Source organism: Antrihabitans stalactiti, assembly GCF_012932915.1.
Taxonomy (GTDB): Bacteria; Actinomycetota; Actinomycetes; order Mycobacteriales; family Mycobacteriaceae; genus Antrihabitans; species Antrihabitans stalactiti.
The window spans coordinates 17,516-30,512 of sequence record NZ_VCQU01000012.1 but is presented as its reverse complement, the minus strand read 5'-3'; the positions used below and the strand labels follow the sequence as shown (position 1 = coordinate 30,512).

Here is a 12,997-nt window from a genome sequence, read left to right as displayed (position 1 = left end):
CGTTACTGAGTCCGAGCTTCCCATTCGGCGATAATCGCCAGACGCTCGATTCCTGCCTCCACAGTGCGCCAACGTCGCCGCGAGCGCGGCATGTCGATTCCCTGAGTCGTCCGCGCTCAAGTGGCAGCGGAGTTGCGCGCCGAACGCGCTGTAATCGAACGTCACGTCCGACCACCGGCAGACACGATTTCGCGCAACGAGCGTGGCTGCCACCGCGACTCGTCCCAGCGCACTGTCGAGTCGACAGATCGCGATTGCTTTCGCGGGCAGACCGACACCAACGTCCACAGTGGTTGGTGCGACGGGTAAACAATCACGACAATGCCCGTCCGCGGCGCACCCACCGCGACAGCGATGGCCTGACACCGCGGCATCAGCGGTTGTACGCTGCGCGCGTGACAATCGCGGACGAAAAGTATGTCTCATTCACCACCTACAAACGGGACGGGTCGCCGGTGAGTACCGCCGTGTGGATCGTCGACCTCGACGACGGCGCAGTCGGCTTCTACACCTCATCGACATCATTCAAAACAAAACGGCTCAAGAACAACCCACGGGTCCTCCTGCAACCATCCAATTCCCGCGGTGTTGTCAAAGCCGGGACCACCCCTGTCAGTGGGACCGCCGTCGTTGTCGACGGTGCCGAGCGTGACGCCGTGTACGCGCGGGTCGTCTCGAAGTACGGGATTCAGGTCAAAATAACTCGCGGGTTGGCCAAGTTGGGTGGCTGGATCAAACGCAAGCCCTTTCCTTACGCCGATCGAGGTGTGGTCATCACCCTTGATGCGTGATCTACCGATTCCGAGCTGATGCTCGGTTGGTTCAGTTGCGTCGAGTTCTCGGTTGTCCCTGCGGCTGACAGGGACTGGTCGCTCGATTTGCGGGTAGCCACAGTTGCCGCGTTCTCGAAGAACCGCAACATCTCCACCGGAAACGGCATGACCAGAGTCGAGTTCTTCTCTGCCGCCACTTCGACGACCGTTTGGAGCAGCCGAAGTTGCAGCGCTCCTGACGTCGAGTCCATCGTTGCCGCGGCCTGGGCCAGCTTGTGAGACGCCTCGAGTTCGCCATCGGCGGTGATGATGCGTGCGCGTCGTTCGCGTTCGGCCTCGGCTTGTCGCGACATGGACCGCTTCATCGATTCGGGCAGGGTGACATCTTTGATCTCGACGCGATCGATGTGCAGACCCCATCCCAGGGCGGGGCTTTCGAGCAAGGACTCGAGGCTCTCGTGCAAGCGCTCCCGACTCGACAGCAGATGGTCCAAATCGCTCTTGCCGATGACCGAACGCAGCGACGTTTGCGCGACCTGCGCAATGGCGAAATGGTAATTCTGCACTGCGACAACGGCAGCGACCGGATCGATGACCCGGTAATACAACACCGCGTCTACCCGGACCGACACATTGTCACGGGTGATCCCCTCCTGAGCAGGCACCGGAACCGCGATCGTCTGGGTGTTCACCTTCACCAGCCGATCGATACCAGGCACGATCATCGTCAGCCCCGGCCGGCGAGGTGCACTCAGCACGCGCCCGAACCGGAGGACGATGCCGAGCTCGTACTGCTGAATCACGCGGATGGTTCGCGAGACGAGCAGCAACGCGATTACTAAAACTAACAAAACGATGATCGAACCGGCGGCCATCGAAACTCCTTCTCTGGAATATGACAATGATGCGCCGACGATCCCTCGCACACACTGACCCAAGGGTGGGTCCCCCACACCCACCGAACCCGCCATTTCGTTGTCTGCGCTGCGCTCCCCTGCCGCTACCCATCCCCGGACACCTCGTCGAGAAGGCGTAAGGGCCCGACCAGCGTCAACACAGATTGCACTACGTACACCTGTTCGTCCCGAGGGTCACCAGGAATCGGGTAGTCGTGACCGGAAATGCCTTCGACCCGATCGGCGCGTAGTACCGGCCGCCTCAGAATCTTCCGGGTGCAGTTCTTGGCCTGAACGACAAGGGCTACGCCGACATTCGCCGTTTGCGGCGGCTGCGCATCGTCCTGTTCACGACCTGAGGGGTGCTAATGCCCACCCCTGTGATGTCTGGTGCACACAGCGTCCACTCGCGGACCATCGTGATATGCCGCGAGCGGTGGCAATCAGGGCGGGTCGTGGCGAAGGGGTCTCTCAATATGGAATTTGCGTTCGAAGTGGGTCGCGGGGTGTCGCGTCGCGTCGACTTCACCCACAACCCGTTTGCTCTCGCGTTCGTCTCGATCAAAGTCGATAGGGTACCAACGTTTTTCGAATACTGTAACGCGTGGGATCGCGTGAAAACCTACACCGTCGACGTCGGACGATACGTCGTTCAAATCGAGAAGGACAGCGGCAAGTACTCCTGGCTGACCGGGTCGGCGTTCGGCCGAATCACCTACATGGTGTAGGTCGACGGCCAGTTCGTTTGGCAGTACGATAGCTGACCCATTCACGCAGCGTTCGTTCTCGTAGACCGCATAGCGGCCGACGGCGACTCAGGGGCGCTGCTCACCATGGTTATGGTCGCACCGACCCCGCTCGTGAGCCAATGCCTCATGACAGGCACGTATGCCACGATGTGACACTCACGCAATTCCGAACATCGCGGCCGAGCAGCCGAGGAACCACGCTGGTAGCGCCATCTGCTTGGCGAGAAGTTGCACCACGACTCGCCGGGATCGTCACCGGGCGAACAGTGAGTTGACCCAGTGCATCACACGTGGGATGACACGCGTCGCAACATTCGGAGCAGATCGAGAGCTCGACGTCGTCCCAACGAGCCGATAGGTCTTTCGCAAGCCTTTTTCAGGAAACTGACGGGACGCGCGGATCGTCCTCGAAGCCCTGGTAGCGGCCACGTCATGGTCATCGCTCGTCGCGAGTTGGTCGCAATACCCTCCTGCGCGACGCGTCGAGATATTTTGCGAGGACGGGACCGATGAATTCGAGCCCGTCGGGGCTGGTCATCCGTTCGTGACGACACGCGATCCTATGGTCGAGTACTTGGCCGGCGACGTAGTCCTTCCAGGCAGCGGCGGCATTTGCCGTGCGATCTGGTGTCGGTGTGGCACTGAAGAAGAGCAGATCACCGTCGAACTTCGACGGCCGGTGTTCTAGCGCCCGCCCGACAAGCCAGGTGTAGCTGCCATACAAGGTGTCGAGGCGGGCTGGGGTCAGCTCTGCGAACAGACCCCCCTTCCGACGCAACAGCTCTGACGCCCGTTCCACCGTTATGTCGGGATTGTCGAGCCTCGGGTCGATCTGCCCACCGAACTCCGCGAGCAACTCGACGGGTGTGGGCATCTGGATCTGCACATCAGTGGCGGAAGTCGGGAGGCTGTCCATTATTGCCAATGTGGACACCTCGTCACCGTCGCTACCCAGCTCGACAGCAATCGCATGCGCGATCTGACCGCCCACGGAGTAGCCAAGCAGGTGATATGGCCCGCACGGTTGGACGGCACGAATCTGTCGGGCATAGAAGTGCGCCAAATCCTCTAAAGAATCGAAGGCGCGGGCAGGATCAGTCAGTGCCGGTGACTGTATGCCGTAGATCGGCTGATCATCATCGAGATACCGCACCAAACCGGTGAAGCACCACGCCAGGCCGATCGCCGGATGTATGCAGAACAGTGGTTCTTTCAATCCCGTTGTGCGCATGGGTAATACGACGGCGACCGCGGAGAGAACGTCGAGTTCGATCTCGTCCGGCCTGTCATTGTCGATTCGTCTCGCCAACGATTCCGGCGTCGCGTTGGTGTAGATCGACTGAACCGGAATCTGAGCCCCTGTCACTGTTTTCACTCGTGCGACCATTCTGGTGGCGCTCAACGAGTTACCGCCGAGATCGAAGAAGTTGTCGTCGATACCGACATCCTCGACACCGAGCACCGTCGCAAACACCTCGGCAACCGCCCGCTCCGTCGGATTCCTCGGCGCCCGAAACGCCGACGACGGCGAACCGAATTCGGGACGCGGAAGCGCCTTTCGGTCAAGTTTGCCCACCGGAGTCAGCGGAATCTCCTCGAGCACAACAACCTTCGCCGGAACCATATGCGCAGGCAACAACCCCGCCGCGTGCGCGGTTAGCTCGACACTGTCGAGTTCCGCACCCGCAATCGGCAGGACATAAGACACCAACACGATCTCCCCTGATGGAGCAGGCTGTGCCATCGTCACCGCGAAACCGATATCATCATGGCGCGCCAATACAGCGTCGATTTCACCAGGCTCGACCCGCAACCCCCGCACCTTGACCTGAAAATCACTGCGCCCCACATACTCGACCTCGCCGCGCGCGTTCCACCGCACCACATCACCTGTGCGATACATCCGCCCACCCACACCATCGAACGGGTTCGCCACAAACCGCGCCGCCGTCGGCCCGGGACGCCGATGATAGCCACGCGCCAAACCAGGCCCGGACAAATACAACTCTCCAACAACTCCCACCGGCACCGGACGCAAACGCGAATCCAGCACCACCTCACCGAACCCCAAAGTGGGGCCACCCAAAGTGATCTGCTCCCCAGGTGTCATCGCCGCGCTGTGATTCGACATCACTGTCGCCTCCGTCGGCCCGTACCCATTGAGCATCCGACGCCCCGGTGCCCACCGCGCCACCAACTCTGCTGGACACCCCTCACCACCGACCATCACCGTGCCGAACGCATCGAGCCCAGCAGGATCGACCGTCATCAACACCGACGGCGTGAGAAAGCCATGCGTCACACCGTCACGATCGAGCACCCGCGCCAAATCGTCCCCTCCACCAACCGACGCCTCTACGATCACCAACGTCGCCCCCGCACTGACCGCGATCATCATCTCGAATACGGAAATATCGAAACTCGGTGACGCACAATGAGACACCCGCGCCTGACACGTCACCAGGAAACAATCCCGCAACTCGGCAGCCAGATCAGCCAACCCACGATGAGTGACCGCCACACCTTTCGGCACCCCGGTCGAGCCCGAGGTATAGATCAAGTACGCCGGATGATCGATCCGCAACGGCGACAACCGATCAGCATCGGTGACGACAGCCCCCGAACACGACGACAACCCCTCCTCGAAGCCCCCTTCGTCGAGCACCACCCAGGGCAACGTGGAGGGAAACTGGGCGCGACGCGCCCACACCGTCACACCCACCACGGCACCGGAATCAGCGAGCATGCGTCCGATCCGATCGGCAGGATAATTCGGATCCACCGGCATCAACGCCGCCCCCGACTTCGCGACCGCCCACATCGCCACGACCGAATCGATCGACCGGGGCAACCCCAACGCGACAAACCTCTCCGGCCCCGCCCCGTTCTCGATCAGCACCCTCGCCAACCGGTTCGATCGGTCATCGAGTTCACGATAGGAAACGTCGACGCCCGCGCAGGAGAGTGCGACCGCGTCGGGATCGAGCACCACGGCATCCGACAACAATTCCGGCCACAACCGAGCAGGCACTCCCCCGCCTCCACACGCCAAGGCCAGAATCTGTTCACGCTCAACAGAACCCAGCACCTCTATGTCACCGACCGCAACAGACGGATCCGTCAACGCACTCTCGACGATGCGTGTGAAGCGCTCTGCAAAGTCCGCCACCGTCGCCGCATCGAACAGATCGGTCGCGTAACCGAACTCCGCCTCGATCCCCGCGGGCGCACCACCGGAGTCGAAATGCTCGGTCAACACCAACTGCAAGTCCAACTGCGCCGACGCCGTATCGACCTTCACCACATCGACAGCCACGCCCGGCAAGTCCACACCCGTAACCGACACGCTCTGCGACACCAGCATCACCTGAAACAGCGGCGACCGCGCCGTCGATCGCGCCGGGTCCACGGCCTCCACCACACGCTCGAACGGCGCGTCAGCATGACCGAACGCACCCAGATCCGTCTCGCGGACCAGCCTCAACACCTCGGTAAACGACGCCGCCGCATCGATGCCGGTACGCAACACCACGGTATTGACGAACATCCCGACCAACTCATCCAAAGCCGCAACGCCCCGACCCGCAACGGGCGTCCCGATCACCACATCCCCAGTGCCACACAATCGGGCCAACAACACCGCCAACACCGCATGCGCCACCATGAACACAGTCGCGTCATGGGCACGCGCCAATCCGACGATGCCGCGATGCACATCCGCCCCAACCTCGAACCGCACACCAGCGCCGCGTAATGACCGCCGCGCGGGGCGTGGACGATCGGTGGGCAATGCCAAAACATCTGCCGCGCCGGACAATACCGATACCCAATAGCTCAATTGGGTGGACATCACCGAGCCCGGGTCCTCTTCGGAGCCGAGCAGCTCGCGCTGCCAGAGGCTGTAGTCGGCGTACTGCACGGCAAGCGGTTCCCACCCGGGGGCCTTTCCGTCGATGCGTGCGCGGTAGGCGGCCGAAACGTCACGCGCCAACGGCCCCATCGAGAACCCATCGCCGCAGATGTGGTGAACCGTCACGGCCAGCACATGCTCTGCATCGCTCACCTCGAACAATCCGAAACGCAACGGTACCTGCACCGTGACGTCGAATCCGTCCGAGATCAAACGGGTAATCCCTTCTCGGAGAACCGTATGGTCGGATACCGGAATGGGTGAGAGACCAAAGTCAACCCGCGCGAGCGGAAGGACGACCTGGATCGGCCCCTGATCCGACAACGGGTAGACGGTCCGCAGCGGCTCATGCCGTTCGATGACATCGGCGACCGCCATCCGCAACACCTCTACATCGAGCGCACCCGAGAGCCGCAGGATGATCGGAATGTTGTAGGCCGCGGAGCTCGTGTCGAATTGGTTGAGGAACCACATTCTTTCCTGGGCAAGTGACACCGGGACCGGATCGCGACGATCCCTCGGCGTCAGCAGCGGAAGTGGCGACCCTCGTGAGTCGAAACTGTCGGCGCACACCGCCAGCGATTGCACCGTGGGCGCGTCGAACAACTCCAGTACCCCGATACGAGTGCCGAGTGCCGCATTGACGCGCGCGACCGTTCTGGTGGCGGTCAGCGAATTACCGCCCAGATCGAAGAAGTTGTCATCGCTCCCGACACGCTCGACGCCGAGCACCGCGGCGAACACGTCGGCAACGGCCCGCTCGGTCGGGTTGCTCGGCGACCGGAACACCGACGACGGACCGAATTCTGGTGGCGGAAGCGCTTTTCGGTCGAGTTTCCCGACCGGGGTCAGCGGAATCTCTTCCAGCACTACAATTTTCGCCGGAACCATATGTGCCGGCAGCAGCCCGGCCACATGCGCGGTCAACTCGACGGTGTCGACCCCTGCACCCGGAATCGGCAGAACATAGGACACCAAAGCGGTCTCCCCCGACGGACCCGGATGCGCGACCGTGACCGCGAACCCGACATCGCAATGCTGGGCCAACACCGCATCGATCTCACCGGGCTCGACCCGCACCCCACGCACCTTGACCTGAAAATCACTGCGCCCCACATACTCCAGCTGTCCACGCGCATTCCACCGCGCCACATCACCCGTGCGATACATCCGCGCACCGACACCACCGAACGGGTCCGCTACAAACCGAGCCGCGCTCGACAACGGACGTCGATGATAACCACGCGCCAAACCGGGACCAGAGAGATACAACTCCCCGACCGCCCCGACCGGCACCGGATGCAAACGAGAATCGAGCACTCGCACACCGAACCCGAGAGTGGGTCCACCGAGGGTGATCGGCTCCCCCGGCTTCAACGGGCCACTGTGGTTCGACATGATCGTTGTTTCAGTCGGACCGTAACCATTGAGCATCCGACGCCCCGGTGCCCACCGGGCAACCAACTCTGACGGACACACCTCCCCACCGACCATGAGCGTGCCGAACGCTTCGAGCCCAGCGGGATCGACCGTCATCAACACCGACGGCGTGAGAAATCCGTGCGTGACGCGCTCCCGTTGGAGCACCCGCGCCAAATCCTCGCCACCACCGACCGATGCCTCCACGATCACCAGCGTGGCCCCTGCACTGACGGCGATCATCATCTCGAAGACCGCAATGTCGAAACTCGGCGACGCACTGTGACACACCCGTGCCTGTGGAGTCACCATGAAGCAGTCGCGCAACTCGGAAACAAGATCCGCCAACCCACGATGAGTGACCGCCACGCCTTTCGGCACTCCGGTCGAGCCAGAGGTATAGATCAGGTAGGCCGGATTATCGATCCGCAACGGCGACAAGCGATCAGCGTCGGTGACCCCCGCCGCCGAACAGGACGACAACTGCTCCTCGAAACCCTCCTCATCGAGCTCCAGCCATGGCAACGCGTCGGGAAACTGGGCGCGCCGAGCGCCGACCGTGACACCGACAACCGCACCGCAATCGGCCAGCATGTGTCCGATCCGTTCTGCAGGATAGTTCGGATCCACTGGCACCAACGCCGCCCCCGACTTGGCGATCGCCCACATCGCCAGCACCGACTCGATCGACCGAACCAATCCCAACGCAACACAAGTCTCCGGGCCCGCCCCGTACCGGATCAGCACCCGCGCCAATCGGCTCGACCGGTCATCGAGTTGACGATAAGAAACGTCGATGCCCGCACACGAGAGTGCGATCGCGTCGGGATCGATCACGACGGCATCCGACAACAATTCCGGCCACAACCGAGCGGGCACTCCCCCACCACCACGCGCAAACGCCAGGATCCGTTCGCGCTCGACAGCCCCCAGAACTTCGACGTCGCCGACCGGTATAGCCGGATCCGCCACAACGGATTCGAGGATGCGCCCGAACCGCTCCGCGAAACCGGCCACCGTCGCCGCATCGAACAGATCGGTGGCATACCCGAACTCGGCCACAATCCCTACCGGTGCACCACCGGAATCGAAATGCTCAACCAAGGTCAACTGCAGGTCAAACTGCGCAGCCGTCGCGTCAAGGTCCAACCCCGTCGTGGCCACGTTCTTCCAGACGAGCATCACCTGAAACAACGGCGACCGCGCCGCCGACCGCGCCGGATCGAGCGCCTCCACCACCCGCTCGAACGGAACCTCGGTATGACCGAACGCACCCAGATCCGTTTCCCGCACCAACCCCAACAAATCGGAAAACGACTCCGCCGCATCGATCGCCGTACGCAACACCACCGCATTGACGAACGTCTTGGCCAACTCGTCCGACACCGCACCACGCTGACCCGCAACCGGCGTACCGATCACCACGTCCGCCGTGCCACACGACCGGGCCAGCAGCACGGCCAATACGGCGTGAGCAACCATGAAAACAGTCGCATCGTGGGTACGCGCCAACGCGACCATTCCACGATGCACACCGTCCCCGACTTCGAATCCCACCCCACCCATACCCAACGACCGCCGCATCGGACGAGGACGATCCGTCGGCAACGCCAACACATCCGCCACCCCCGACAACACCGACACCCAATAGCTCAGGTCAACCAATTCCTTGACAGCACGCGCCTCGGCGGCCGCGCTCGGGGCGTGAATATCGGCCAGCGGCGTGTCCGGATCCGCTGTGCTGAATTCCTCTACCAGTTCGACAAAGCCTCGGTGATGGGTACGCAATTCGTCAGTGGAATAGCGGTTGGGATTGCCCAGAAAGTCGACGACCGTCCGCGATGGAGTACCGCTGTAGTAGACGTTCACCAGCAAATCGTCGACCGGCCCCGAGGAGACGATGTGAAATTCACCCATGAGCGAACCAAGCCGGATCTGCTGGCGAAAAAGCATGACATTGACCAGGAGGCCGGAGGATATGTCGGCCGTGGGGCTGTCACGCCGAATGTCCTCGATGCTGTAACGCTGATGCCGCAACGCGCCCATCAGTTCGAGTTGGACCCGTTCCACAAGGTCACCAACCAGGTCGTCGGCTTGCACACGGAGTCGCAGTGGCGCAACGTTAGTCAGCATGCCCGCGGACGAGCGCAGCACGCTGGTGGTTCGCGCCGAGACCGGGATGCTGATCTGAACATCTGCTTTGCCGGTCATCCGCGAGACGTACAAAGCAAACCCCGCGATCACCACCGCTGCCGGGCTCGCCCGCAAATGCGTTGCGGCGCCTTCTAGTCCGCGCGCTGCTTCCTCCGACAACGCTGTGCTCTCGACGCTGCTGGATCCCGCCGCGGGGGCAGGCGAAGTGTTGGCCAGCGTCGACGATGCACTGATTCCAGTGAGGTGCTCGGTCCAGAACGCCCGATCCGCGATGAACCTGCTCGACGAGCGGTACTGCTGGTCAATCTGGCACAACGTGCGCAAGTCCGCTGCGCGGCTCGGAGCGACGACGTCACCCTCGATCGCGGCCGTATACAGCGACGCAGCGCGGTTCAGCATCGTCATTGCGCCGAACCCGTCTACCGCGACGTGATGACCCCTGCAGTACCACAGATAGTGGTCGCGCCCGACCTGCAGGAGCGACGACTGAAACAACAGGTCGACTCGTACGTTCAGCGGAGTCGAGTAGTTGTTCTGCACCCACGCTTGTGCCGCCGCCCGCGGATCTGACTCGCCTTGAAAGTCGATCAGGGACATCGAATAGTCGATCGAATGGTCGACCATCTGCAATGGCTCGCCATCCACCTCGATCAAACGCAAGAACGCCGACTCGAATTCGTGGGCAACGGCACGTGAAACCGCCCGCAACAACTCGACGTCCAGTTCCCCACGTAACTCGACATACTGGGCGATCGTAAAAGGCACCTGCGGGGTTAGTTGCTGGGCAAACCACATCCCGCGCTGTGCCGAAGACAGCGGGAAGAATTCTGGCGGGCCATCGCCCAACGCCCCTCGAGATCGATGTTCGCCGCGCGGGAGATGAGTACCCGCGTGGACCGGCTGTTTTGCTTCCCTATGCCCGCTGTGCACAACCACCCTCCCGAACTACCCACTTCGCCGAAACTTCATCGGCCAGCGGGGTCAACAGCTCCAGTCCACAGCCGCTGAGTGCCAGTCATCGTGAATCGGTGGACCGGTTCTTGCACGGCTCCCGCCGTTATCACGTAATGGGTGGCCAATGAGTTCACCTGCGGCCCGCAGGCCTGGCCAGCGCCCCGGGACGTTCCGTGCTGAACTCGAACGCAGCCACCGTTCGCCCGGGTGAACCGGTCATCGCCCTATGCGAAGTGCAGTTGCACGGGGGGCTAGGACGCGACGGAATATAGACCCGGCGCGCATGACCGCTTCGCTGATGTCTGGCGTTGTTGCGGGCCCTCATCGACATCCTCCTCCACAGCCAGGACATCGCAATCCGCCCCGGACGCAACATCGACATGGACCGCGACCTGGCAGACGCTGCGGCATGTCGCGTCTGGTCGGGCGCTTCCTGTCTCGACTGTGTCAGGCCAAAGACGAGAGGATCTCATCGGTCGACTGCCGGACAACCACTCGAGCGCGCCGCGCTTTCGGGATCCACACAAGAGCTACGGGCACACCGCCGGCGACGCCCTCCTGGTTCGGCCGGGCGGCCACTGGCCCGCGCAATCGAACCGGCGGGGACGGGCTCATGTCTGCCGACGAATAGAGCCGCCTGGCGAATTGTCCGAAACGATGAGGTGTGGCCAAATTGGGCTACTTAGAGTGACCGACAAATCCCGATGGAGATGACACCCGTGGAAGGGACAGCTGACTGGACGCCCTTCGGGCGTTACCGCCTGCAGGAACTGCCCCGGGCAGGGTGGGATGGGGCGGCTATACAACACCTACGACAATGTGCTCAAACCGACTGTCGCGCTGAAGGTCCTACCCGAGGACTTGGGCACAGATCCGATGTTCCGCGAACGGTTCCAACGTGAAGCCCATCTCGCTGCAGGCCTGAATGAGCCGCACGTCGTACCAATTTTCGAATACGGCGAGATCGGCGGTTGATGGTTCCTCACGATGCGACTCATTGAGCACCGACGTCAACGCCGTGCTGTCGCAACGTGGCTCGATGGCCCCCCAGCGCGCCGCGTCGATCATCGAACAGATCGCCCGCGCGCTCGATGCCGCACACGTCCAAGGTCTGGTTCACCGCGACATCAAATCCTCCAACATGCTCGTCGCGGCACACGATTTCGTGTACTTGATCGACTTCGGCATCGCACGCGCCACCGGTGAGACCAGCCTGACAAGCACTGGCACCGCCGTCGGCACATTCGCGTACATGGCACCGGATCGATTCCAGACCGGAGTGGCCGACACCCGATGTGGCGTCTACTCGCTGGCATGCGTACTCCGCGAATGTTTGACGGGGGCCACAACCATTCGCGGGAACCGGCATCAAACAGCAGGTCGCCGCGCACCTGACGGATCCACCGCCCCGACCAGTCCGACCCCCGTCAACGCCAACCCATAGGCGGCACCTACCCAGATCGGCGACGGTGCGGCGCGGGCGGATCCGGCCATGGCGCACCCTCCGGCGGAGGTCCACCGTTGACCGACCCCCGCCGGCCCGAATCCGCCGCCATCGTCCCGGCCGAACCGCACAATCGCGCGATCCAGGTCGCCGCCCCCGACATCAACATGCATACGACGCTCATTGCCGGCCAAGTTGTCCCCGCTACTGTGGTAGCAGGCGACCCCTACATCTATCCGCCGCTCATCAACCCTCCAGCAAAGCAAAGTCGGACGCGGTGGTCTATTTCGGTCCCCGCATTGGTGGGTATCGCCGCAGTGGTGGTCGGCGGTCTCGCATATTGGAAGCTGGCCCTCAACGACGAGGTCGCCCCGATCGAGAACCCTCCGCAGGCCGCCGCCCCCATCGAAGAGGTGCTGCCCTCGCACCGGGGGCAACGGCAAGACGGTGGGGTTAGCGGTGAACCTCGCCGGAGACGTCTATGTCGTGGACGAAGAGAAGTCTCGGGTCGTGAGACTGCGGGCTGGATCCGACTCGCAGATAGTGCTCCGCTTCGGCCATCTTTACGCATCGACCGGTATCGCGGTGAACGCGAACGGCGACGTCTACGTCACAGGTCTTTCTGATTCCGTGCTAATGCTGCCAGCGGGGTCCGATACTTCGATCGTTCTCCCATTCACGGGCCTGCACCAACCGAC

General features: G+C 62.5%; 6 protein-coding genes. 4 read left to right on the top strand and 2 right to left on the bottom strand.

The genetic code is table 11. The features are described from left to right. The first annotated feature begins 395 nt into the window (after nt 1-395). Nucleotides 396-791, top strand: coding sequence for a PPOX class F420-dependent oxidoreductase (locus FGL95_RS26980; RefSeq protein WP_169593209.1), 396 nt, complete (start codon nt 396-398; stop codon nt 789-791). On the opposite strand, the gene FGL95_RS26975 is transcribed toward FGL95_RS26980, so the two are convergent. Both FGL95_RS26975 and FGL95_RS26970 read right to left on the bottom strand, forming a co-directional pair. Then, nucleotides 752-1,648, bottom strand: coding sequence for a slipin family protein (locus FGL95_RS26975; RefSeq protein ID WP_169593208.1), 897 nt, complete (start codon nt 1,646-1,648; stop codon nt 752-754). The two genes, FGL95_RS26980 and FGL95_RS26975, sit on opposite strands and share 40 nt — an antisense overlap. Before the next feature lie 1,206 nt (nt 1,649-2,854). Further along, nucleotides 2,855-10,831: an amino acid adenylation domain-containing protein gene (locus FGL95_RS26970; RefSeq protein WP_338080044.1), complete on the bottom strand. Its 7,977-nt coding sequence runs from the start codon at nt 10,829-10,831 to the stop codon at nt 2,855-2,857. Nucleotides 10,832-11,644: 813 nt separating this feature from the next. Here FGL95_RS26970 and FGL95_RS32535 point away from each other — a divergent pair. From FGL95_RS32535 to FGL95_RS32525, 3 genes are all read left to right on the top strand, one after another. Beyond that, nucleotides 11,645-11,830 carry a protein kinase family protein gene (locus FGL95_RS32535; protein WP_240963341.1) on the top strand — a complete coding sequence of 62 codons (186 nt, stop codon included), beginning with the start codon at nt 11,645-11,647 and terminating at the stop codon, nt 11,828-11,830. Between the two features lie 22 nt (nt 11,831-11,852). Beyond that, complete coding sequence (locus FGL95_RS32530) at nt 11,853-12,299, top strand: protein kinase domain-containing protein (RefSeq protein ID WP_240963340.1); 447 nt, start codon at nt 11,853-11,855, stop codon at nt 12,297-12,299. A 77-nt stretch (nt 12,300-12,376) separates the two neighbouring features. After that, nucleotides 12,377-12,925 (top strand): hypothetical protein, encoded by a 549-nt coding sequence (locus tag FGL95_RS32525; RefSeq protein WP_240963339.1) that lies wholly within the window; start codon nt 12,377-12,379, stop codon nt 12,923-12,925. The last annotated feature ends 72 nt before the right edge of the window (nt 12,926-12,997 follow it).